The 22533-nt window shown below is 65.9% G+C and carries 18 protein-coding genes; 12 read left to right on the forward strand and 6 right to left on the reverse strand.

The window, feature by feature from the left end:
- Positions 1-316: 316 nt before the first annotated feature.
- The 5 genes from nhaA (at position 317) to VD972_RS06615 (ending at position 8396) form a co-directional block, all read left to right on the forward strand.
- Positions 317-1660 carry a Na+/H+ antiporter NhaA gene (gene nhaA, locus VD972_RS06595; protein WP_324982390.1) on the forward strand — a complete coding sequence of 448 codons (1344 nt, stop codon included), beginning with the start codon at positions 317-319 and terminating at the stop codon, positions 1658-1660.
- Between the two features lie 212 nt (positions 1661-1872).
- The gene (locus VD972_RS06600) at positions 1873-2388 is read left to right on the forward strand and encodes a MarR family winged helix-turn-helix transcriptional regulator (RefSeq protein WP_324982394.1); all 516 of its coding nucleotides are present in this window, start codon (positions 1873-1875) and stop codon (positions 2386-2388) included.
- Between the two features lie 77 nt (positions 2389-2465).
- A complete protein-coding gene (locus tag VD972_RS06605) occupies positions 2466-5333 on the forward strand; it encodes an efflux RND transporter permease subunit (RefSeq protein WP_324982397.1) in 2868 nt (955 codons plus the stop codon).
- 117 nt (positions 5334-5450) lie between these two features.
- On the forward strand, positions 5451-6296 hold the full coding sequence (locus VD972_RS06610; RefSeq protein WP_324982400.1) for an outer membrane lipoprotein-sorting protein: 846 nt from the start codon (positions 5451-5453) through the stop codon (positions 6294-6296).
- A gap of 108 nt (positions 6297-6404) precedes the next feature.
- Entirely contained in the window at positions 6405-8396 is a 1992-nt protein-coding gene (locus tag VD972_RS06615) for a hypothetical protein (RefSeq protein WP_324982403.1), read from the forward strand.
- Between the two features lie 14 nt (positions 8397-8410).
- Here VD972_RS06615 and VD972_RS06620 read toward each other — a convergent pair whose 3' ends face one another.
- From VD972_RS06620 to arsA, 3 genes are all read right to left on the reverse strand, one after another.
- On the reverse strand, positions 8411-9565 hold the full coding sequence (locus VD972_RS06620; protein WP_324982406.1) for a c-type cytochrome: 1155 nt from the start codon (positions 9563-9565) through the stop codon (positions 8411-8413).
- Positions 9566-9576: 11 nt separating this feature from the next.
- Positions 9577-10884 carry a hypothetical protein gene (locus tag VD972_RS06625; RefSeq protein WP_324982408.1) on the reverse strand — a complete coding sequence of 436 codons (1308 nt, stop codon included), beginning with the start codon at positions 10882-10884 and terminating at the stop codon, positions 9577-9579.
- A 147-nt stretch (positions 10885-11031) separates the two neighbouring features.
- Positions 11032-12846, reverse strand: coding sequence for an arsenical pump-driving ATPase (gene arsA, locus VD972_RS06630; protein WP_324982411.1), 1815 nt, complete (start codon positions 12844-12846; stop codon positions 11032-11034).
- Positions 12847-12986: 140 nt separating this feature from the next.
- Here arsA and VD972_RS06635 point away from each other — a divergent pair, with 140 nt between their 5' ends.
- The 3 genes from VD972_RS06635 (at position 12987) to VD972_RS06645 (ending at position 14775) form a co-directional block, all read left to right on the forward strand.
- A complete protein-coding gene (locus VD972_RS06635) occupies positions 12987-13361 on the forward strand; it encodes a hypothetical protein (protein WP_324982414.1) in 375 nt (124 codons plus the stop codon).
- A gap of 278 nt (positions 13362-13639) precedes the next feature.
- Positions 13640-14020, forward strand: a complete 381-nt coding sequence (gene trxA, locus VD972_RS06640; RefSeq protein ID WP_324982417.1) for a thioredoxin — start codon at positions 13640-13642, stop codon at positions 14018-14020.
- Between the two features lie 98 nt (positions 14021-14118).
- Positions 14119-14775, forward strand: coding sequence for a peroxiredoxin (locus VD972_RS06645; RefSeq protein ID WP_324982421.1), 657 nt, complete (start codon positions 14119-14121; stop codon positions 14773-14775).
- Between the two features lie 73 nt (positions 14776-14848).
- Here the strand turns inward: VD972_RS06645 and VD972_RS06650 are convergent, their stop codons facing one another.
- Positions 14849-15250, reverse strand: coding sequence for an arsenate reductase ArsC (locus VD972_RS06650; RefSeq protein ID WP_324982424.1), 402 nt, complete (start codon positions 15248-15250; stop codon positions 14849-14851).
- A gap of 130 nt (positions 15251-15380) precedes the next feature.
- Entirely contained in the window at positions 15381-15782 is a 402-nt protein-coding gene (locus VD972_RS06655) for a metalloregulator ArsR/SmtB family transcription factor (protein ID WP_324982428.1), read from the reverse strand.
- Positions 15783-16214: 432 nt separating this feature from the next.
- Here VD972_RS06655 and VD972_RS06660 point away from each other — a divergent pair, with 432 nt between their 5' ends.
- From VD972_RS06660 to VD972_RS06675, 4 genes are all read left to right on the forward strand, one after another.
- Positions 16215-16706 (forward strand): DUF2938 family protein, encoded by a 492-nt coding sequence (locus VD972_RS06660; RefSeq protein ID WP_324982431.1) that lies wholly within the window; start codon positions 16215-16217, stop codon positions 16704-16706.
- A 116-nt stretch (positions 16707-16822) separates the two neighbouring features.
- Positions 16823-17299, forward strand: a complete 477-nt coding sequence (locus VD972_RS06665; protein ID WP_324982432.1) for an arsenate reductase (azurin) small subunit — start codon at positions 16823-16825, stop codon at positions 17297-17299.
- A gap of 42 nt (positions 17300-17341) precedes the next feature.
- Positions 17342-19900: an arsenate reductase (azurin) large subunit gene (locus tag VD972_RS06670; RefSeq protein WP_324982435.1), complete on the forward strand. Its 2559-nt coding sequence runs from the start codon at positions 17342-17344 to the stop codon at positions 19898-19900.
- A 232-nt stretch (positions 19901-20132) separates the two neighbouring features.
- Positions 20133-20759 (forward strand): Bax inhibitor-1/YccA family protein, encoded by a 627-nt coding sequence (locus tag VD972_RS06675; RefSeq protein ID WP_324982438.1) that lies wholly within the window; start codon positions 20133-20135, stop codon positions 20757-20759.
- A 146-nt stretch (positions 20760-20905) separates the two neighbouring features.
- On the opposite strand, the gene VD972_RS06680 is transcribed toward VD972_RS06675, so the two are convergent.
- Positions 20906-22387 carry an IS4 family transposase gene (locus VD972_RS06680; protein WP_324982441.1) on the reverse strand — a complete coding sequence of 494 codons (1482 nt, stop codon included), beginning with the start codon at positions 22385-22387 and terminating at the stop codon, positions 20906-20908.
- Positions 22388-22533 lie beyond the last annotated feature (146 nt).

Here is a 22533-nt window from a genome sequence, read left to right on the forward strand (position 1 = left end):
AGAAGGGCAAGGCGGTGCTGGACTTCAAGGGCGTCCCCGTGGAGCAGGTGAGCCAGCTGGGCGAGGTGCTGACGGGGAAGCTGCCCTTGGTGCGGCGGGTGGAGTAGGCGCCCGTGGCATGAGAACCGGTGAATGAAAGGAAGCGCGGCCCTCTGCCTGCAATAGGGAGAGGGCCGCGTCTCTGCGGGTAACGGGAAGGAAGACGCCGCCTCCTGCGAGTGCCGGCTCCTGGCCCGCTGAAGCGCTCCTACTCCGCGCCCAGCCTTGAAAAAGGAATTACTTCACGGCTGACGCTCAAGCAGGCACCCTACGCCGCATGGAGCCTCGTCCCCCGCCCCCCGTCCCTGCCCTCTTCAAGGTTGCCATCGCGCCGCTCCAGGCCTTCTTCCGGCTGGAGGCCAGCAGCGGCATCCTCCTGGCCCTGTCTGCCGTGGTGGCCATGGTGTGGGCCAACTCCCCGTGGGCCTCCAGCTACACGAGTCTCTTCGATGCCCCGCTGGCGTTGGAGGGGGCTGGGGGGCGCGGCGCCTTCACCTTCCGGGAGTTCGTCAACGATGGGCTGATGACGCTGTTCTTCTTCCTGGTGGGGATGGAGATCAAGCGCGAGCTGGCCGCGGGGGAGCTGCGCACCCCGGCGCGGGCGATGTTGCCGCTGATCGCGGCGATGGGGGGCATGCTGGTGCCCGCGGGCCTCTATCTGATCTTCAACGCGGGCACGCCGGCGGCGGCGGGCTGGGCCATCCCCATGGCCACGGACATCGCCTTCTCCATCGGGTGCCTGACGCTGCTGCGGGGCCGGGTGTCGCACGCGCTGGTGGTGTTCCTCACGGCGCTGGCCATCTTCGACGACATTGGCGGCATTATCGTGATCGCCCTGTTCTACGGGACGGGGGTGCATGGGGAGTGGCTGCTGGCTGCGGGGGGCGTGGTGGTGGCACTGGCGGTGTGCAACCGCTTCTACGTGCGCAACGGCATCTTCTACCTGCTGCTGGGAGCAGCGCTCTGGTACACCATGCACCACGGCGGGATCCACGCCACGCTGTCCGGCGTGGTGCTGGGCATGTTCATCCCGACGCTTCCCGTGCGCCGGGGCCGCGAGGTGCTCAACGAGCTGGCCTCCTACATCTCCCGGACGCTGAAGGAGCCCGAGGACGAGGCGGTGCGCAGCGCGCAGATCCTCTATATCGAAGAGCAGTTGGAGGACATCGAGCCGCCGCTCAACCGCTTCGTGCACCTGTGGCATGGCTGGGTGGCGTTCGGAATCGTCCCGCTGTTCGCGCTGGCCAACTCGGGCATCTCGCTGGCGGGCATGTCACTGGCGGATCTGGCCAAGCCGCTGCCGCTGGGCATCATCGTGGGGCTGTTCGTGGGCAAGCAGGTGGGCATCTTCCTGTTCACCTGGGTGGCGGTGAAGACAGGGGTGTCGCCCATGCCGGGAGGGGCCTCCGCCGCGCAGCTGCATGGGGTGGCGGTGGTGGCGGGCATCGGCTTCACGGTGGCCATCTTCGTGGCGACGCTGGCGTTTCCGGGCGAGCCGCAGCTGCTGGCCGAGGCCAAGCTGGGCATCCTCCTGGGCTCGCTGCTGTCGGCGGTGGTGGGATATCTGCTGCTGCGCTTCGGTCCCGCCCCGAAGGCGGCGCTGAGCACCTCCCCTTTGTAAACTACGGATTCTACTGGGTTAATCACAGGATGAGGGGCTCAATTACTTGAGCCCTGCAATGAATTCATCCCCTGGTAGTTGCATCCTGCAACAATCTTCGCCATATAAGCGTCGCGCTTTCCAGTGAACACATGGAGGCCTGAGCCCCCGCCTCCACACTGGATCTCGAGTGGCCTGAGCGCTGTGCGTAGTGTGGGGAAGGAAGTGCTGGAGTGAGCCTTGAACAGCCCAGCGAGGTGAAGCCCTTCGGGTCCTCGGACCAGGAGCGTTTCGCTGACAATCTCTTCGCCATCATCCGCCTGGTCGGAGCGTTCAAGCGGGATCAGGCATGCAGCACCTCCTTGAGCGTACCCCAAGCGCTGATCCTGCAGGAGATCCTCGATGGAGAGAAGGAGGTCTCCGCGCTGGCCGAGCTGGCCGGGAACACCACCAGCGCGATGAGCCGGTGCATTGATGGGCTGGAGCGCAGTGGCTTCATCATGCGCATCCACGACACGCGCGACAGACGGCGTGTGCTGATCCACCTCACGGAGACCGGGCAGCAAGAGGCCCGAGCGCTCCACTCGCGCTCAACGGCTTATGTGAACCACCTCGTCTCGCTCTTGCCTGAAGCGGAGCTGGACCCCATCGCTCACGCGCTGGCTCGGCTGAGATCCGCCATGGAGCTGGCGGACGAGCACGGCGTGGTCTGCAGTGAGCCCTGCAGCGGCAATGAAGCTCCCCCGTGATGTTCGAGCCCGGCTCGCACAGCGGCTCTGTAGCTCTGTAGTGAAAACCCCCTCTGACAACAGGACTGGAAGCCAGGATGAGTTTCAAAGATTGGTCGATTGACGTCTCTCTTCGCCGCCCCAAGCTCATCACCTGGGTGATGGTCTTGAGCATGTTCGGTATCTCGGCCATCGCCGCGATTCCAAACTTCGTGGACATCCCGTTCCTCAACAAGATGATCGTGGATACGGATCCGGAGAACATGCTCTCGTATGACGAGCCTGTTCGCGTCACCCACCGGGACATGAAGAAGCAGTTCAACCTCCCTGAGATGGCCGTGGTGGGCGTGGTCAACGAGGAGCATCCGGACGGGGTGTTCAACCCGGAGACGCTCGCCAACATCCTCAAGCTGACCGACTTCGCCCGGAACCTGCGCTGGGAAGAGGACGGCAAGCAGCACGGCATCATCGAGGCCGACATGATCGCGCCCTCCATGGTGGACAACATGGAGCAGGGCGGCCTCGGGGTCGTCACCTTCAGCTGGCTGATGAAGGAGGCCCCGAAGACGGCCGAGGAGGCCCGGGCCATTGGAGAGCGGGCCGCGCGCCTGCCCTTCCTGAACGGCACGATGGTCTCGGAGGACCGGAAGTCCATCATGATCTTCCTCCCCCTCACCAGCAAGCACGTCAGCCACAGGGTCTACAACGAGCTGCTCGGGAAGATCAAAGAGCTGAACGCCAAGGAGAAGTACATGATCACCGGCCTGCCCATGGCCGAGGACGTCTTCGGGGTGGAGATGTTCATGCAGATGGGCATCTCCGGCCCTGTGTCGATGATGATGCTCTTCTTCCTGCTGCTGATCTTCTTCCGCAAGCTCAACCTCGTGCTGGCGCCGATGATCATCGCCAACGTGGCCGTCATGGTGACGATGGGCATGCTGATCATCTGTGGCTACCCGGTCCACGTGCTGAACAGCTTGATTCCGATCTTCATCATGCCGATCTCGGTGCTGGATGCGGTGCACATCCTCAGCGAGTTCTATGACCGCTACCAGAAGACCCGGGACCGGGAGAAGACGATCAAGGTCGTGATGGACGAGTTGTTCACGCCCATGTTGTTCACCTCGCTCACCACCGCGGCCGGCTTCGGGTCGCTGATCTTCACGCCGATCCCGCCCGTGCAGGTGTTCGGCGCCTTCGTGGCCATTGGCGTGATGGCGGCATGGCTGGCCACGGTGACGTTCATGCCGGCCTACATCATGATGATCAACCCGGCGAAGCTCGAGAAGTTCGGAGCTGTCCACGCGGCAGCGGGCCAGCAGGAGGGTGGGACGGGGCTGCTGCCACGCCTGCTCCACTGGACGGGCAGGGCCACCTACAGCCAGGCCAAGCTGATCCTGGCGCTCTCGCTCGTGGTGCTGGCCGTGGCCGGGTATGGGCTCACCAAGCTCGTGGTCAATGACAACCCCATCAAGTGGTTCGGTGAGGATCACCCGATCCGCGTCGCGGACGAGGTGCTGAACCAGCACTTCGGCGGCACGCACGAGGCCTTCTTCGCACTCAGCGCTCGCGACGAGAAGTACGATTCCAAGAAGTTCCTGGCCGATCTCACCGCGCAGGGGCAGCAGCGCGCCGAGGCGCTCAAGGCCGAGAGCCCGCAGGTGGTGCAGGCCTTCGCGGACCTGCAGGCCCTGGCGGCGCCGGCGGCCGAGCGTGCTCAGTCGCGCACGGCGGCGCTGGAGGATCTGGCCAAGCAGGTCAAGGACAAGGCCGCGCAGAGCGGAGATCCGACCTGGGAGCACGTCGGGCTGTTCCTGGACACGGAGCTGCAGAAGAGCGAAGTCATGAAGGATCCCGTGGTCCTGCGGTACATCGAGCAGCTGCAAGCGCACATGCTCAAGACCAACGTCGTGGGCAAGTCCAACTCCCTGGCGGACATGGTCAAGACGGTCCACCGCGATCTCCTGCTCGGAGAGCAGGCCCAGTTCCGCATTCCGGACAACTCTGGAGCCGTGGCGCAGACGCTGCTCACCTTCCAGACGGGCCACCGGCCCCATGATCTGTGGCACTTCGTCACGCCGGACTACCGCAGCACGAGCATCTGGATTCAGCTCAAGAGCGGTGACAACAAGGACATGTCGGAGCTGATCCATGCCATGGCGGCGTTCACGGCGGCCAACCCGCCGCCGCACAACCTCAAGACCGAGTGGTTCGGCCTCACGTACCTCAACGTGATCTGGCAGGACAAGATGGTCGTCGGCATGCTTCAGGCATTCCTCGGCAGCTTCTTCATCGTCTTCCTGATGATGGCGTGGATGCTCCGCTCCGCGCTGTGGGGCTTCTTGTCGATGCTGCCCCTCACGCTGACCATCGTGGCCATCTACGGTGTGGTGGGTCTGGTCGGTAAGGCCTACGACATGCCGGTGGCGGTGCTCTCGTCCCTGGCACTCGGCCTGGCAGTCGACTTCGCGATCCACTTCCTGGCGCGGGCGCAGGCCTACCGGGCGCAGTACGGCTCGTGGGAGGCGGCCAACGCCGCCATCTTCGGTGAGCCGGCGCGCGCCATCACGCGCAACATCATCGTGGTGGCCCTGGGGTTCACCCCCCTGCTCCTGGCGCCCCTCACCCCGTACAACACGGTCGGCATGCTCCTGGCGTCGATCCTGCTGGTCTCCGGCGTGTCCACCCTCCTCCTCATGCCCGCGCTGGTGCGCGTGCTGGAAAAGTGGCTCTTCAGCCCGCGGATCATGGCGGGCCATGGCGGTACCCGGTGGGGGCTGGCCGGCTCCACGGGCATCTCGGTGGGTGGGACCATCGCCCTCACCCTGGCCTCGTACACCGACCTGACCGCGCAGGAGCTCACCGGGCTTGGCGCGGCGATCGCCGTGGTTGTGACCATCGTGACCTATGTCGTGATGCGCATGCGCTCGCCTGATGCCAAGGTCGAAGTGTCGCCCTCGGTCTGATCGGCCGGGAGCCATTCCCGGGCCATCCACTGAGGTGGCCTGGGCCTGAAGCAAGGCGGCGGCACACATGACGTGGGCCGCCGTTTTCTCTCACGCAGTCAGAGGTGAATCATCCTTATGAAAGCCATCCATACCGCTGGAACGTTCGGCGCTGTCCTCACCCTCACCGTAAGCCTGTGGAGCCCGCAGGCCCAGGCGCAGGGCGCGCCGTCCATCGATGAGATCATCGAGAAGGTCAACCACACGGGCTACTGCCCTGGGAACGATGCGCGCGGCGAGATGACCATGACCATCGTCGATGGTCAGGGCCGCAAGCAGACCCGCGAGTTCTCGATGATGCGGATCAACGACCCGACGCCGGACTCCGTCCCCGAGGCCAAGCGCGCCAACTACTGCGGCAACCAGCGCTACTACGTGTACTTCACCCGCCCCGCCGACGTGAACAAGACCGGGTTCCTGGTGTGGAAGAAGGTGGGCGCGGACGATGACCGGTGGCTGTACCTGCCGGCGCTCGATCTGGTCAAGCGCATCGCCTCCGCGGACAAGCGCACCAGCTTCGTGGGCTCGAACTTCCTCTACGAGGACATCTCCGGCCGCCACATCGGGGCTGACACGCACGAGCTGGCGGAGACCACGGACCAGTTCTACGTGATCAAGAACACCCCCAAGGAACCAAAGGACGTCGAGTTCGCGTCCTACAAGATGTGGGTCCACAAGAAGACCTTCGTTATCGTGAAGGCCGAGTTCTACGACAAGCAGGGCAAGGCGTACCGCGAGTACAAGGCGGAGAAGGTGGAGACCATCCAGGGCTTCCCGACGACCATGGTGCAGGTGATGAAGGATCTGACCACCGGTGGATACACCCAGGTCACCATGAGCAAGGTCAAGTACAACGTCGGCATTCCTCAGGATATCTTCAGCGAGCGGTACCTCCGGAACCCGCCGAAGCAGTACCTGCAGTGAGCCGCGGCCCTTCCTAGCCGCTAAGAGAGAGAGATGACGACCCCGAGCACTGGCGCCCAAGTAGGATTCGCACCCCCAGGGCGTGCTGTCTGGCAGGTGGTAGTGCTCGTGGTCGCCCTGACGTTCGGGGCCTGGGGCGGCGTGGCCCAGGCCCAGAGCGAAGCAGGAACCGAAGCAGGCACCGAGGCGGGGACCGAGACGTCCCAGCCCCGGGGTAAAGGCAAGAAGCCCAAGAAGCCGGGCACGAAGACGGTCAAGAAGCCGGGCACGAAGACGGTCAAGAAGCCGGGCACGAAGACGATCAAGAAGCCGGGCACGAAGACGGTCAAGAAGCCGGTCAAGCCTCCTCCCGTAGAGGAGGAGGACCTGGATCCGGAGGCTCCACTCGGCACGGATCCGGCGGACGATCCCTCGGGCCCTGAGGATCTGGAGGATCCGGAGGCGGGTGACGACAGCGGCGAGATGGTGGACACGGGCACTCAGCCTGGGAACACAAAGCCGGGCACTGGTGAGGTGGCACTTCCCCCGGGGCTCGGCAGCGGCTCCCCAGGTGGCTCGTCCGGCAGTGGCGAGGTGGCACTTCCCCCGGGCCTGGGCGACAGCCCTCGAACGGGCGGGGGTGACGTGCCGCTCCCCGCGGGCCTGGGCGACAGCCCTCGGACGGGCGGGAGTGACGTGGCGCTCCCCGCGGGCCTGGGCGACAGCGATGCCGGCGACGGCGAGGACGCGGAGCTTCCCGCAGGCCTGGGCGACAGCGCCGATGATGGCGGAGATGAGGATCTGGCGCTCACCCCGGGGCTGGACAGCAGCACTCCCGGTGGCGGCCTGCCCATCAGTGACGACGATGTCACCTTCGAGGAGGAGGAGGAAGAGTCGAGCCTGCTCGAGACGCTCGGCTTGAGCGGGTTCGTCGACCTGCGCAATGGCGTGCGCGTCCAGGACGACCCTTTTGAGGAACGATCGATCCTCTCCGAGGTGCGCCTGCAGCTCAGCATCGAGCAGGAGCTCTCGGAGGTCATCCTCAAGGTCACCAGTGATTTCCTGCTGGACCAGGTCGAGACCGGAGACGAGGTGGATCTCCGCTACGGCCAGGGCCCGATCGATCTGCGCGACGCCAGCCTGGGCTTCACCCCGCTCGACTTCCTCGACGTCAAGATCGGACGGCAAGCCCTCACCTGGGGCACGGCGGACTTCATCTTCCTGAACGATCTGTTCCCCAAGGACTTCGAGGCGTTCTTCACGGGGCGTGACATCCCCTACCTCAAGGCGCCCTCGGACGCGGTGAAGACGAGCTGGTTCACGCCCCTGGGCAACCTCGACTTCATCTACGTTCCCCGCTTCAACCCCGATCGGTTCATCACCGGCAGGCGCCTGTCCTACTACAACGGCAACATGGGGCAGCTCGCGGGCCAGAATGCGATTGCCCAGGTGACGCCCCTGGACGAGTGGTTCATCGACAACGAGATGCACGCGCGGTTCTCGCTCAACGTGGGGAGCGCGGAGCTCGCGGCCTACGGCTACCGTGGCTATTGGAAGAGCCCTGGCGGCTTCGACCCGGAGGCGGGCAAGGCGATCTTCCCCCGGCTCAACGTGTTTGGCGCGAGCTACCGAACCGGGTTCTTCGGTGGCATCGCCAGCGCCGAGGCGGCCTACTACCACTCGCTCGAGGACAAGACCGGCGACAACCCCCTGATCAGCAACAGCGAGGCTCGCGCGGTGGTGGGCTATGAGCGCCAGCTGCCCGCGATCGCCACGGACTTGAACTTCTGGGCGCAGTACTACGTGGAGTACCTGCCGCACTACGCCGCCTACCTGAGCACGCTGCAAGAGGGCGCTCCGGCCCGGGACGAGTTCCGCCACCTGCTCACGCTGCGCGTCAGCAAGATGCTGTTCCGCCAGAGCATGAGGGCCTCGCTGCTCGCGGTGTACAGCCCCAGCGACAAGGATGGGTACCTGAACCCCAGCGTCAGCTACAAGGTCGCGGACTGCTGCTCCCTGGCGGTGGGCGGAAACTTCTTCCTCGGCGTCGACGACCACACCTTCCTCAACCAGCTGCAGAACAACTCCAACGCGTACGCCGCGCTGCAGTACGGGTTCTGATCAGCCGGCGGAGCTCAGGGCTCGGTCCGGCCCAGCGTCATCGGGTAGCCGCGAGTGGCCCACACGAGGACGCCCTCGTCGAGCACCGCCGTGTTGCTGAAGCCCTGCGCGCGCAGCGTGTCCATCACCTTCCCCGAGGCGGCATGGGGGCAGGCGCAGTAGGAGATGATCCACGTCCCATCCCGCGGGAGCGTCTCGATCATCTTCTTCGGATCATAGAAGGGGACGGGCAGTGCCCCTGGGATGTGGGACTTGAGCCAGTCGGAGGTGGGGCGCGCGTCGAGCAGCACCATGCGCGCGCCGGCCTGCAGCGCGGCCTTCACCTCATCGGCAGGGACGAACCGGCCCTCACGCAGCGGTGAGAAGCGCGGAGCGGGCCCCTCGGGGTTGATCACCAGCTGGGTCGGAGCGGGAGGCAGCTCGGCCACCGGCCCCGGGAGCTGGAGGGTGCGCGCCCAGCTCCGGATATAGGCTGTCACATCGTTCAGCTGCTCCGCCGCGAGGCTCCCCGCGTAGGCCTTCATGGGCGTGCCGCTGCGGCCCTGGGCGATCGCATGGCGGATGAAGCCGTCGCTGGCGGTGGCCAGGAACACCGGATTGCTCAAGCTCACGGCCTTGCCGCCCTCCCCCTTGCTGCCGTGGCATGAGGCGCAGTGCTCCGCGTAGACACGCTGCCCGGCCTCGGAGCTCCCCTCCACCCGCTGCTCTTCCAGGGCCAGCCGGGGGACGGGGCGCAGGTTGCGCAGGTAGGCAATCAGGGTGGTGATCTCGGCGGGACCGAGCGGGCCGCCTTGCTCGCGGCTGAAGGCGGCCATGGGCGTGCCAGGCCGGCCATAGGCGATGCCCCACCGGAGGAACTCGTCGGAGGCGGTGGCCAGGAAGCTCTCGGCCCGCAGGGAGTTGGCGTTGTCCGCCGCATAGCCCGAGCCGTCGGCCGCGTGGCAGAGCGCGCAGTAGCGGGCATACATCGCCGCCCCTTCGGACGCCGGGGCCAAGGCAGCCCCTGTCGCCTGAGGCACCGCCACGGGCGTCTCCTGCTTCTTCACCGCCGGCTCCGTCGCCGCGCGGGTACAGCCCCCTTGCGTGGTGAGGCTCAGGAGCAGCAGCAGCCCGGGAGCACCCGCTGCGGACGAGCGAAGGAGTGAGGGCACTCGGGAGAGAGGGGGCATGACGGTCCGGTTCAGAAGGTTCCTCCCAGGAAGAGATGGAGCGCGGTGGAGCTGCCGCTGGCGCCGCCGGAGGCCACGCCAGGAGCGGCCCTCGGAGCTTCGCCCTGCACAGGCATGAGGTAGATCCACAGCGCACTGCCACCTGCCACCGCAGTGCCCCCTGCTACCAGCGCCGTGGAGAGGTTGGCCTTGTCCCGCCCTTCCAGGCGCTCGCGCCGGGTGATGTCCGCGATACCGTCGCCGTCCGCGTCCTCGGCGCGGTTGGCGATCTCCCGGGCCTGCTGGCGGACGATGAAGCCCGCGCCTACCGCCAACACTCCCACCACCGCCGTATAGAGCGCCGGTCGGCTGAAGATGGCGGGCAGGGAGGCCCCTCGCCGCGCCACCTCGATGTCAGAGGGACCTTCAGGCGCCGGGCCCGACGACTCGAGGTACACCTCCACCGAGTTCCTCTCGCCCGGGCTCAGGGTGATCGTCTTCGTGAAGGAGGAGTACTCGTCCGCGTCCACGGTGAGGTTCGCCTCGCCCGGCGCCACGCGGGCCTCGATGCTGCCCACGCCCAGCGTCCTCTCCCCCAGACGCACCACCGCCTGCGGGACGTTGACGAACACCTTGAGGATCGAGCGGGGCCGGGCCAGTCCCTTGATCCGCCGGGCCAGCAGCCTCGCGCCCGCCTTCTGGAACTTCAGATCCCGCGGCGAGCGCCCTGTGAGCACATCCATCTCCACCCTGCCGTGGTCTGGATCGTACGTCCACAGCCGCAGCGTCCACGCCTTGTCCTCCAGCGTCAGGCGCGCGGTGACGAGCATGTCCGCTTCGAGCGTCTCGGCGGACTCCGCCAGGCATGAGGACTCCTGGCAGCGCAGCGCTGCCGAGTAGCCTCCGCCCAGCTTCTCGCGCACCTCTTTCGGCGGGGCACTCAGCACCCACTGCTCATTGGTCCGGATGGCGGCGTAGAGCCGCTTCAGCCACTTGGTGGCGATCGCGGTGCCTGAGCGCTGCGGCATGTCCAGTCCCATCAGCACCACGCGCGGCAGCAGCTCCGCTTTGGTGAGCTCGCTGGTCAGGTCCATGCTGAACTCGCCAGAGGGCCCCATTTTCGGAGCGGAGTCGGTGAGATCCAGCTCCATCTTCCCCTCCTGCTTCGGGGCGGAGTCGGAGAGATCCAGCTCCATCTTCCCCTGCCCTTCCTGCTTCGGGGCAGAGTCGGAGAGATCCAGCTCCATCTTCCCCTGCCCTTCCTGGGCACGAGCGGCAGGGGCCGCCAGCGCAAGCGCGAGCACGAACAGGCCGGTGAGGGGGGCACCCGGAAGAAGCATGCCCCTGTTCTACCCCGTCGTGCGCTTCCACGGAATTACCCACGTACGTGGATTGCGCCTCTCGCAAGGTGAGACAGCGCCGCACCCGCGAGTCCAGCATGACCTCGGAAGGACGAAGCCTCCGGCGCGGCCCCCGCTGGCCACCGGCTACACGCGAGGCGAGTGAGCAAGCGCCGGGGCAGGATCCGGAGTGGGTGTGCCGGCCTCGGGGGCAGCCTGGGCCACCAGCGCGCGGAGCCGCTCCACCCCCACGGGCTCCTCGGGGACCCATGGGATCAGCGCCACGCGCTGGGCATGGTCGCGCTTCACCCGGGCCACCTGCTCGGCCTCGGCCCTCATCCGCGCGCGCAGGAGGGGATCCCTGCTCCCGCTGACGAGCAGGCTGTTGTTGATCAGCCACGCCCAGGGCTCGATCCCCGCGCGCCGCAGATCCTTCTGGAGGTGCGCGGCCTCTGAGACGGGCGTCGTCTCGGGGAGGGAGACCAGGAGAATCCGGGTGTAGGCCGGATCGCGCAGCCGCATGAAGGGCGTGATCAACCTGGCGCCCGCGGACTTCAGCTCACGCGTCATCTGCCGGTGGTAGGCGCCGGTGGCATCGAGCAGCATCAGCGTGTGGCCGGTGGGAGCCGTGTCGAGCACCACGAACTTGGAGCGCGCCTGCGCCACGAGATGTGAGAACGCGTGGAAGATGGCCACCTCCTCGGTACAAGGGGAGGCCAGATCCTCTCGGAGGAGGGCGCGGCCCTCCTCGTCGAGATCCTTGCCCTTCCGGCTCAAGATCTTCTCGGTGTACGCCTGAGTCTCAGCGCTGGGATCGATCCGGCTGACTTCCAGGTTGGGGAGGGTGCCCTCGAGGGTGCCGGCGACATGGGCCGCTGGATCCGTGGTGCTCAAATGGACGCGGTGGCCTCGAGCGGCAAGCTCCGCAGCGATGGCGCAGGCGATCGTCGTCTTCCCCACCCCCCCCTTGCCCATGACGAGGATGAAGCCGGAGCCGGGCGCGGAGAGCTCGTCCACGAGCCCCGAGAGCGAGCCCGCGGGGAGCGGCGGCAGCGCCTCCAGGTCCGGGCTGGGAGCTGGCTGCGAGGGAGCCAGCAGGGCCCGGAGCCGCTCGATACCGAGCATGTTGAAGGTCTTGAGCGGCACCTCCTCGGTCGGCAGCGCGCGCAGCGCGGGCTCCATCCCGGCGAGCGCGCGCCGGCCTCGCTCCTCGATGGCCACGGCGATGGGATCCGAGCGATCCGTCGCCTGGAAGGTCCCGTTGAGGATCAGGCGCTGGTGGCTCAGCCCCAGGGCATGCAGCTCGCTGGAGGTCCGCTCCGCCTCCCGGATCGCCGAGCGCTCCGGCCGGGTGACGAGGACGACCGTCGTCATGCGGGGATCGGTGAGGGCCACGAGGGCTGCGGCGAAGCGATCACGCTGCATCGCCATCCCCGAGTGCGGTCCGAGGCACGAGGCCCCCCGGGGGTTGTGATCGAGGAAGTCGGTCCAGGCCCGCGGCAGGCTGAGCAGCCGCAGCGTATGGCCCGAGGGGGCGGTGTCGAACACGACATGGTCGAACTGCTGGCGCCACGTCTCATCGAGCAGCCCCGAGAACTCGTCGAAGGCGGCGACCTCGATGGTGCAGGCGCCGGACAGCTCCTCACGGATCTTCTCCACCTCGGCTTCGGGGGCCTTGCCGAGGTAGGGCGCGAGGGCTCGCTCCCGATACGCCTCGGCAGAGGCCTCCGGATCGATGTTGAGCGCCATCAGCCCCGCGACTCCTGGAACGGGTGTGGGCTGGCGCGAGAGGGCTACCCCCAGCATCTCGTCGAGGTTGGAGGCAGGGTCCGTGCTGATGAGCAGCACGCGCTTGCCCGCGTCGGCCGCGCGAATGGCCGTCGCGCAGGCAAGCGACGTCTTGCCTACCCCGCCTTTGCCCGTGAAGAACAGGTAGGGGGTCAACGAGGAGGGCTGTGCCATGAGGAGGGACCTCGCGAGGAGAGAAGGTGCACGATGGGGAGCAGGTTATACCGCGCGCCTGGGCTCGTGCGGTGGGGCGGAGCGCGAGCCAGGAAGTCATCCTGGACAGCCATGGCCCCGGTGCGCTTCACTTGAGCCCCATGACAGAGCAAGAGGCTGAGAAGACACTGAGGGATGCCGACCTCGTGGCCTGTTACGAGGCCCCGATCCGGGACGCCCGCTCACTGATGCAGTCGTGCCTGGCCGCGGGTGTGCCCGCCCTGATGCACCGCGAAGCCTGCCCCAGCCCGGGCTGCGCTCCCAAGTTCCAGATCCTCGTCCGCAAAGAGGACGCACCCCAGGTGACGGGCCTGCTCCAGCAGAGCTGGCTGGAGAGCATGGAGCGTGAGGGGCTGCCGCTCCAGCCCTTGAGCGCCTACCGCGCGGAGAACGAGGAGCCCCCCTGCCCTGCTTGTGGCACCGCCGCCCCGCTCGTCAACGGCGCGTGCAGCGACTGCGGACTGCAGCTCGAGTGAACTGGCAGGCAGATTTCTCCAGTGCGCGAAAATTCCGCCTGGAGCTGAATCAGCCGCTTGGAGCGCCCTTTCCCCTTTGAATCCACTGGGGAAAGTTCCACGGGCCTCGACGGTTCCGTTGATCGCGCCAATCCATCCACGCTAATAAGAACCTCCCATCAAGATCTCTGCATATGTCCCGGATTGACGGCTTCCCCAGAGCCTCAAGCCGAGGCGTACAGCCGGGTCATGAACTTCACTCCAGCGTCATTGGCGTAGTCCGAACACAGGAAGAAACGATGGCAACTATCGAGGTCGCTGAGGCAAATTTTGAAGAGATCACCAAGCGCAGCGGGATTGTGCTGCTCGACTGGTGGGCCACCTGGTGCGGGCCTTGCCGGGTCTTCGCTCCCGTCTTCGAGAGCGCGTCCGAGAAGTACAAGGACATGGTCTTCGGGAAGATCAACACCGAGGATCAGCAGGCCCTCTCGAAGCGCTTTGCTGTCCGCTCCATCCCCACGCTGATGCTCTTCCGTGACGGGGTGATGCTCTACTCCAAGCCCGGCGCCATCCCTGCCGCGGCCCTCGAGGATCTGATCAAGCAGGCGCAGGGCATCGACATGGTGGAAGTCCGCCGCAAGGTCGAAGAGTTCGAGAAGAGCAAGCAGAAGCCGGCCTGAGCAGAGCCGTTGAAAGTCCCTTTCCGTTGAGCAGTCACGCTGTAGAGTCGCCTGCGTCCTTGCAAGCGAGAGAACCCACCCTCACCTGGAGAAGCTAGATGTCATCTGTTGTGACACCAGAGACCACGACCAGCCTGCCCCGCATCGGGGAGCTGGCTCCCGATTTCACGGCCAACACCACGCACGGCGAGATCAAGTTCAGCGCCTGGCAGGACAACCACTGGGTGATCCTCTTCTCGCACCCGGCGGACTTCACCCCCATCTGCGCCACGGAGATGAGCGCGTTCGCCAAGCGCCAGGACGAGTTCACCAAGCGCAACGTCAAGCTCCTGGGCCTGTCGATCGACTCGATCCACTCCCACATGGCCTGGCTGAAGAACATCAAGGACAAGATGGGCGTCGAGCTGCCCTTCCCGCTGATCGCGGACAACGGCACCGTGGCTGCGAAGTACGGCATGCTCCACCCGAACGCCCACAGCACCGCCACCGTGCGGGCGCTCTTCATCATCGACCCCAAGCGCACGGTCCGCGCGCTCATCTACTACCCGCTGACCAACGGGCGGAACATCGAGGAGGTGATCCGGCTGGTGGATGCCATCCAGACCACCACCGAGAAGGGTGTCGTGACGCCGGCGAACTGGAGGCCGGGGGACAAGGTCATCGTCGTCCCGCCGCTGAACGCCGAGACGCTCAAGAAGCGGGAGACGGAGCCCTACGAGTTCGTGGACTTCTACCTCGCCTACAAGCAGCTGTAGTCCCTGCAGTCCAGGTGGATCACCGCTCAGCCCTCTCAGGGCTGAGCGAGCTGGGCCTCGTCGCGATCTTGCGCTACGGGGCCCACCCCTCCTGAGCAATGAGCTTCACGACACGAGCGCGGACGTCGTCGCGGATCTGGCGGACCCGCTCCAACGACTTGCCCTTGGGATCCTCGAGCGGCCAGTCGTCCCGCTTGAGTCCCGGCACATAGGGACAGGCATCGCCGCAGCCCATGGTGATCAACCAGTGGGCCCCTTCTGCCAGCTCATCCGTGAGCAGCTTGGGCTGCGCGCCCGACAGATCGATTCCGACCTCTGTCATGACGGCTTGCACCTCCGGGTGGATGCGCGGGCCAGGCTGCGTGCCGGCCGACACCCCACGCGCCTTCTGCGGGTCAGACAGCGTGTTGAAGAAGGCTGCTGCCATTTGTGAGCGCCCAGCATTGTGGACACAGGCAAAGATGACCGTTTTCATGAGGGCCTCACCCAAAAAAAAGAAGGGCCTGCGGCCAATGCGTGGCACCGCAAGGCAACTGCTCCAGCGCAGACACGCCAGGCGCCGAGGGCAGGCCCAAGAGCGTCGAGCTACGAGTTATCTCCCGTGCTCATCCCACCAGTGGAGGAATGTCCTCTGGGGGAGTCCGGCACGAGATGGCTCCCCGCGATCGCAGGAGCCGCTCTACTTCCTTGGTCAGCCCATCGTACCGTCGATAGATGGCGGTAAGCGCGCGGAGCTGCTCCCGGCGGACCTCATCCACCTGGGGCACCAGCCGGTAATACACCCACTTCCCACTTCGATGGGGCTCAACCACCCCCGCTTGACGGAGGACAGACAGGTGGTGGCTGACGTTGGACTGCGCCAGCCCCAGGGTTTCCTCGATGTGACAGACGCACAGCTCTCCGTGCGAGAGGAGGGCGATGATGCGCAGGCGCATCTCATCACCGAGCGCCTTGAAGAAGCGACTCGCCTGCGACACCTCAACGGCCGCCACGGCCGGCGAGATCAAGTCGCTTCCACAACAGGTATTCGGCTCTTCGGTGTCGCCTTGCATATTCTCTCGGACCTGCCGCCCTCGAGGGAAAGCTCACACAGAAACCGCAGCGGCCGTCAGGTGCTTGCCAACAGCCGCTGCACCAGCGCTGGGCTGCCTAGCCCGCGCAGCAGCCGTTGCCTGCGGACGCGCAGCAAGCTGCGGGACGAGGGGTCTCACCCTTCTTCTCGGCAGCCTGCGCCACCCGGGGCCCTCCCGTCATGCCCATGAGGAACCCAAGAGCCAGACCCACTGCAAGCGCCATACCGCTCTTCTTCATGTCATCCCCTCCCAAGGAATGGAAAATCGTGGAAGCTGGAATTTTGCCATGCTTCTTCGCTCGTCGCAATCAAGTTTCTTCATATGATTCGCAGTGACAGCCTGCGGACTGTGAAAGAGGATGAGCCCATGGATTCCGGTGCGCTGATCAAAGCCTTCGTGGTGGGGATGTGCGCCACCCTCCTGATGGACCTGCTGAACTTCCTGGGTGCGAAGTTGGAGCTGGTCGCGCAGTTCAGGCCCTCGATGCTGGGCCGGTGGGTCACTCGCCTGGTGCGCGGGGAGTTCCTCCTGGCGGACATCCGCAAGGCGCCGGCCGCCAAGGGGGAGCTCGTCATCGGCGAGCTCACCCACTACCTGATCGGTGGGACGCTGGCGGTGTTCTTCGTGCTGCTGGCCCAGGCCACAGGCCTGCCTGTCACGAACATCGTCTTTGCGATCATCTATGGGGTCTTCACGAGCGTCTTCGCCTGGTTCGTCCTCTTCCCGTCCTACGGGTTCGGCGTCATGGGGAAGAAGGGGCCTCCTCACATGAAGCCGCTCAAGACGAGCCTCTACGGTCACTTCAACTTTGGCCTGGGGCTCGGCCTCTTCTTCAACCTGCCCCACTGGCTCGGGTGAGCGCACCCGCAGCGTTTGTCAAGCGTGGGTGCCGGTTGCCAGACAGGACCGACTTCGCGGAATAATCCCCTGTTAGAGGCCGCTCGGCTCGGGCCCCTCCCAGGGGAGTATCCATCATGAGCTTCAATCGCAGGGAGTTCATCACCGTGGCCGCAGTGACGACCACGGCCACCGGCATCTCGCGGACCGCGCTGGCGCAGCTCACAGAGCGGAAGTACCCCGTCACCAAGATCGCGAAGGCGTCGGACCTCAAGACGGGAGAGCCCCTCTCCTTCTCGTATCCGGATGACAATGCCCCCTCCTACCTCGTGAAGCTGGGGCGTCCGGCGCAGGGAGGAGTCGGCAAGGACAAGGACATCGTCGCCTTCTCCAGCCTCTGCACTCACATGGGCTGTCCGGTGAAGTTCCAGGAGAGCCGCTTCGTGTGTCCGTGCCACTTCTCCCAGTTCGATCCCGCCGTGAACGGGCAGTGCTACCAGGGGCTCGCCACCGAGTACCTGCCCCAGATCCGGCTGCGGATCGATGAGGCCGGTGACATCCTCGCAGAGGGGATCGACGGACTCATCTGGGGCCGCATCGAGAACAAGTCCTAGCTTCCCTCCCCGTTCCTCAGCCCTACAGAGCGAGCAAGCCCCATGTCCGTCTACGAGCGGCGCGATTCACTTCCCATTCCTCCCAAAGACGCGAAGGCCCAGAACACCGTCTGCCAGTACTGCACGGTGGGCTGCGGCTATGTCGTCTACACCTGGCCCGTAGGCAAGTCTGGCGGGCTGAGCCCGGAGAAGAACGCCTTCGGCGTCGATCTCTCGCAGCCCCAGGTCGCGCTGGAGGGCCTCTGCTACACCGAGAGCATGCACGCGCTCATCCAGAGCGCGAACGGCCAGCACATGAACGTGGCCATCGTCCCCGCGGCGGACTCGCCCATCAACCTGAAGAGGGATCACTCGAGCCGCGGCGCGACCAACGCGCTGACGACGTACTCGGGTGCGCGGCCGACTCGCGAGCGCCTGAAGACCCCGCTGCTGCGCGTGGGCAAGGCGCTGGTGCCCATCTCCTGGGAGGAGGCGGTCGCCGTGCTCGCGGGGGTCATCCAGGGGGTCTCCGACAAGTTCGGCCCGGATGCGCTGTGCGCCAAGGCGACCGATCACGGGGGTGGTGGCGGCGGCTTCGAGAACAACTACGCCATCGGCAAGCTCTTCTTCACGGGCCTGCAGATGAAGAACGTCGCCATCCACAACCGGCCCGCCTACAACTCCGAGGTCTGGGGCAGCCGGGATCGCGGCGTGCACGAGCTGCACTACACGGCCGAGGATGCGCGCCTGTGCGACACGCTCGTGCTGTGGGGGGCCAACTCCTATGAGACGGCCTCGGTCTTCTACACCGAGCACATGCTCCCCAACTTCCAGTCCCAGACTCAGGCGGAGAAGAAAAAGGTGTTCTCCGCGGGAGAGCCCCTCGAGCCGATGCGCATGATCGTCGTCGATCCGCGCAAGACGTCGTCCGTGGCCATCCCCCAGTCGCTCGCCGCCGAGCGCGTCCTGCACCTGCGGCCGAACCTGGGCACCGATGTCGTGCTCACGAACGCGGTGGCGCGGGTCATCTGGGAGAAGGGCTATGCCGATCGCAGCATGATCGATCAGCGCAGCGACACCACGACGTTTGCCGACTACCAGGCCAAGTCCCTGATGACCGAGACGGCCTATGCGGCCTTCCTCGCGGAGGCGGAGAAGATCACGGGTGTCCCTCGGGCCGACATCGAGAAGGCCGCGGAGTGGATGGCCAAGCCCAAGAGCGACAAGTTCCGCCGACGGTCCCTGATCATCTACGAGAAGGGGATGATCTGGAACCAGCGCAACTACGACACCATCGCCGCCCTGGTCCAGATGGCCGTGCTGGGAGGCAACATCGGGCGCGAGGGCACGGGCTGCGGGCGCCAGGGAGGCCACCAGGAAGGCTATGTCCGCCCCGGATACCCGGGCGTGCGCCCGCCTCCCAACGTGGACAAGTACCTCATGGAGGGCAACGGGAAGTTCTACTGGGTCATCGGGACCAACCCATACCTCACCACGCCGCGCTCCCAGCAGTTCCGCAAGAGCATCAACGCTCGCACCTCCGCGCTGACCCGCGCGATCGCCTCCGCCGTCAAGAGCACCGCCCCCGCCAAGCGCGTGGAGCAGGTGCTCTCCGCCCTCGCCTCATCGAGCGGGCTATTCATGGTGGTGTCCGATCTCTATCTGACGGAGACGGCCCGTGACGCGCACCTCGTCCTGCCCGCCGCCGGGTGGGGAGAGATGAACCTCACCTCCATCAACTGCAACAGCCGGCTGCTGCGCTTGTACGAGCGCTTCATGGATCCGCCGGGCCAGGCCAAGCCGGACTGGGAGATCCTCGCGCTCACCGCGCGAAAGCTCGAGGAGGCTTACACCAAGGCCGGCAAGGCGGAGCAGGCCAAGCAGTTCTCCGGCTTCAGCTGGAAGACGGACGAGGAGGTCTTCCAGGCGGGCGCACAGGAGTTCCCGGACAACACCCTCGACGAGAAGGGGGCCGAGTCTCTGCCGTGTGAGACCTACAAGGGTGTGACCTATGCGCTGCTCCGCTCGCTGGGGCAGAAGGGCATTCAGACGCCTGTTCGCAAGGACCCGGCCACGGGGGCGCTGGTCGGCACCCCGCGGCGGTACGGCAAGCGCTTCGGCACACCGGATGGCAAGTTCAAGTGGTACGGCACCGATCCCTGGAGCGGCTTCCCCGCCGAGGTGGCCAAGTACTTCCAGGGCGGCAAGGAGAAGACGTACACCTTCTGGCTGACCACGGGCCGCAACCAGCACATCTGGCAGACCGGCTACCACGACCAGCACATTGCCCAGAAGATGGCAGCGGTCCCCCTCCCCTACGTCGAGATCCATCCGGAGGATGCGAAGAAGCTCGGCGTGAAGGCCGGTGACATGGTGGAGGTCTACAACGAAGAGGGCAGCAGCAACTTCCAGGTGCACGTGACGGATGCACCGAAGCCCGGCCTCATCTTCGCCCTCCAGTACCACCCGCGCGGGACGGCAAACCACCTGACGTCGCCGTACACGGACGCGAAGACCACCATCCCCTGGTACAAGGGCACGCGCGTCGCCGTACGCAAGGCCCCGAGTCCAGCCACCAAGGTGCCCGCGACGAGCCCCCTGGCCGGCAACCACTTTCGCTAACCGCGAATTCCACTAGGAGTACGACAGGCTCGTCAGGCCTCCCCCTGAGGTGGGGGGAGAGAGGTGAGCTGCGCCTCCCGCTTCGCGCTATATAGAGAGGCGCATCGCGCCGGGGTGCTCCCGGCGCAGGAAAGGACAAAGCTCGATCATGGCCTGGGAAACCAACGGATGGCAGACCTCCACTGCGGAGACGGCCAATGCCACCCTCGTACAGGAGTCTCGGCGCGCATTCATGTCGCGCGTGTACGGCTGGATGTTCGCCGGCCTCTGGATTACCGGCATGGTGGCGCTCTTCACCGTGAGCAACGAGTCGGTGCGGAATGTGGTCATCAACTGGTACTTCCCGCTGGTCCTCGCGGAGCTGGGCCTCGTCTTCGTGCTCTCGATGGTGGCGCCCAGGCTGTCCGGCCCCGTAGCCGCTCTGATGTTCATCGGCTACTCAGTACTCACCGGATTGACGCTGTCCCTCCTCTTCTATCGCTACACCTCCGGCTCCATCGCTCAGGCTTTCTTCATGACGGCCGGCGCATTCGGCGCGATGAGCCTCTACGGGACGATCACGAAGAAGGATCTGAGCGCCTGGGCCTCCTTCCTCTTCATGGGTCTGGTAGGCGTGCTCATTGCCGGTGTGGTGAACATCTTCATGGGCAGCGACATGCTGGGCTTCGTCATCGCCTGCGCCAGCGTCATCGTCTTCGCAGGCCTGACGGCCTACCAGACGCAGAAGCTGCGGGAGATGCACGCAGCCACGGGCTACAGCAGCACCGCCACTGCGAGCATCGTGGGCGCGCTCATGCTGTACCTGGCCTTCATCAATCTCTTCCTCGCCCTGCTGCGCATCTTCGGACAGCGCCGCTAAGGAGCTACTGCCCCCTCCACTCACTGGGTGACCCGCGTCCTGCCCAAGTGACGCGGGAGCCCAGGGCACGGGCCCGCGCTCAGGGGCACGCAGGTCGCGGGCCCCTCGTCTCGGCGCGGGTCCTCCCGTCGGCTGCTCAGGATAGATCACAATTTTTGGCTCCTGGAGAGCCTCTTCTCCGCCAGCATCCAGCCGATCTCCACGAGCTGTAACTCCCGAAAACCGCGCCACAGGGTCTGCCAACCGGGTGCTCCATTTCTTTTCAGATGGCCACCACGGCGCGCGAGGGCGCCCAGGGCCTGCTGAACCGTGGGAGCTCGGGGCAGATTCTTGACCAGTTGAGCGAGGATGAGGAGCTGACGTGGGGTGAAAGCCAGGCTGGCCGGAGCAGTGGGGCAGGTGCGCTCTAGGGCGCGCAGCAGAAGCAGCCGCCACGCGATGGGCAGGCACAGCCCGAGGATGTTGGCCAGAGCATGGAAGGACTCGTGCTGGCGTTGCTCCATGGCGCAGCCGGTCTTCAGCGCCTTGAAGAACTCTTCAATGAGCCAGCGCGCACGGTAGATGTCCACAATCCGCTCGACAGCACTGACGGTCTCCATCGGCTCGGTGGTGAGCAGAAACCATTCGACGGCGGGCTCGCCAGGGGGAGGCTCCGGCTCCCAGACGCGCACCAGGTTGACCTCAATGCCCTGGGGGGTGCGCCCTTTGGAGTCGGGCTTGCGCAGGCATGCTCGAGTGGAGCTGAAGGCCACCGTCGCCTTGCGCTCCTTGCGGGGAGGGTGGCTCTTGGGATCAAAGGAACGGGCTTTGCCGGAGCGCTCCGACAGCTCGATCTGTCGGCTTGCTTGAGGTGGCTGGGCGCGCGCCAATTCGAACAGGTGTGTCAGCTGCCCCTGGTGGAAGACCGCTCGATCCTGGCAGGCCCGAATCACGAACCGCGCGTTGAGTTCTGTGGCGGCCTTGAGCACCTCGTAGATGTCGCCTTCGCGGTCCATCACATGGATGCACTCGAAGCGGCCTGCGCGCGCCTGCTCGATGCGCTCCATCAGTTCCATCCAGCGCCTGGATTCCTTGGGCCACTGGGGGATGTTGCCAGCCTGGCGCGCTTGCTTGCTCACCTGGTTCGGCTTGAGCCGACGTTGGTGGCCTACCCGCACGCCTCTTGAATCAATGGGGCGCGTATAGACCTCGGCTGCCAACGTGCCCAACGGAATCCGGTCCCCGTCGGCAGAGACGGCCACAGCCGCATGCAGAAAGAAGCCCTGGCCTCTTGTCGTGGTGGGGCCCAGTCCCGCTCGGTAGCTGTCTCCGGGAAAGACGAACTCGGTGGTGTCGTGAATCGCCAGGCACTCTTGGACCAGGCCTGCGCGCTCACGGGTGGCCAGAAGATGGCCCGACAGCAGGTCCTGCCAGCTGACCGCCTCGTTGTTGAGCAGCCGGTAGGCCGCCTCCAGGCTCGCCTCGTCCTCCAAGGCATTGGCCAGGCTGGCCGCTGGCTGCTGCGAAAGCCGAGCCACCAGCTGGCCCGCCACCCGATTGCGCCGCGCATCCCCGAGCTCCGCTTGAGCCACTTCCTGCTCCACCGACTGCCTCAGCCACTCGGGCACTTTCTCACTCGCCTTGTTCATGCCGACGCCAGATCACGCACTGGGCCGCTTCGCAACCCGCAACTGCCTCATTCGGTAGGTAAGCAAGAGGTCTACCTGACGGGTTGAGATGTGGGGTATCCTGAGCCGTCGGCTGACGGGTCCTCCCGCGCCGGCCGTCCCGCTCT

Origin of the sequence: Hyalangium sp. (assembly GCF_035629615.1) — a bacterium.
Taxonomy (GTDB): Bacteria; Myxococcota; Myxococcia; order Myxococcales; family Myxococcaceae; genus Hyalangium.

Coding starts and splice junctions, on each gene's coding strand:
- VD972_RS06645 (WP_324982421.1), top strand. CDS start 14,119: ATGTCATCTGTTGTGACACCAGAGACCACGACCAGCCTGCCCCGCATC.
- VD972_RS06680 (WP_324982441.1), bottom strand. CDS start 22,387: ATGAACAAGGCGAGTGAGAAAGTGCCCGAGTGGCTGAGGCAGTCGGTG.
- VD972_RS06650 (WP_324982424.1), bottom strand. CDS start 15,250: ATGAAAACGGTCATCTTTGCCTGTGTCCACAATGCTGGGCGCTCACAA.
- VD972_RS06620 (WP_324982406.1), bottom strand. CDS start 9,565: ATGCCCCCTCTCTCCCGAGTGCCCTCACTCCTTCGCTCGTCCGCAGCG.
- VD972_RS06665 (WP_324982432.1), top strand. CDS start 16,823: ATGAGCTTCAATCGCAGGGAGTTCATCACCGTGGCCGCAGTGACGACC.
- VD972_RS06635 (WP_324982414.1), top strand. CDS start 12,987: ATGACAGAGCAAGAGGCTGAGAAGACACTGAGGGATGCCGACCTCGTG.
- VD972_RS06610 (WP_324982400.1), top strand. CDS start 5,451: ATGAAAGCCATCCATACCGCTGGAACGTTCGGCGCTGTCCTCACCCTC.
- VD972_RS06625 (WP_324982408.1), bottom strand. CDS start 10,884: ATGCTTCTTCCGGGTGCCCCCCTCACCGGCCTGTTCGTGCTCGCGCTT.
- nhaA (WP_324982390.1), top strand. CDS start 317: ATGGAGCCTCGTCCCCCGCCCCCCGTCCCTGCCCTCTTCAAGGTTGCC.
- arsA (WP_324982411.1), bottom strand. CDS start 12,846: ATGGCACAGCCCTCCTCGTTGACCCCCTACCTGTTCTTCACGGGCAAA.
- trxA (WP_324982417.1), top strand. CDS start 13,640: ATGGCAACTATCGAGGTCGCTGAGGCAAATTTTGAAGAGATCACCAAG.
- VD972_RS06605 (WP_324982397.1), top strand. CDS start 2,466: ATGAGTTTCAAAGATTGGTCGATTGACGTCTCTCTTCGCCGCCCCAAG.
- VD972_RS06660 (WP_324982431.1), top strand. CDS start 16,215: ATGGATTCCGGTGCGCTGATCAAAGCCTTCGTGGTGGGGATGTGCGCC.
- VD972_RS06675 (WP_324982438.1), top strand. CDS start 20,133: ATGTCGCGCGTGTACGGCTGGATGTTCGCCGGCCTCTGGATTACCGGC.
- VD972_RS06670 (WP_324982435.1), top strand. CDS start 17,342: ATGTCCGTCTACGAGCGGCGCGATTCACTTCCCATTCCTCCCAAAGAC.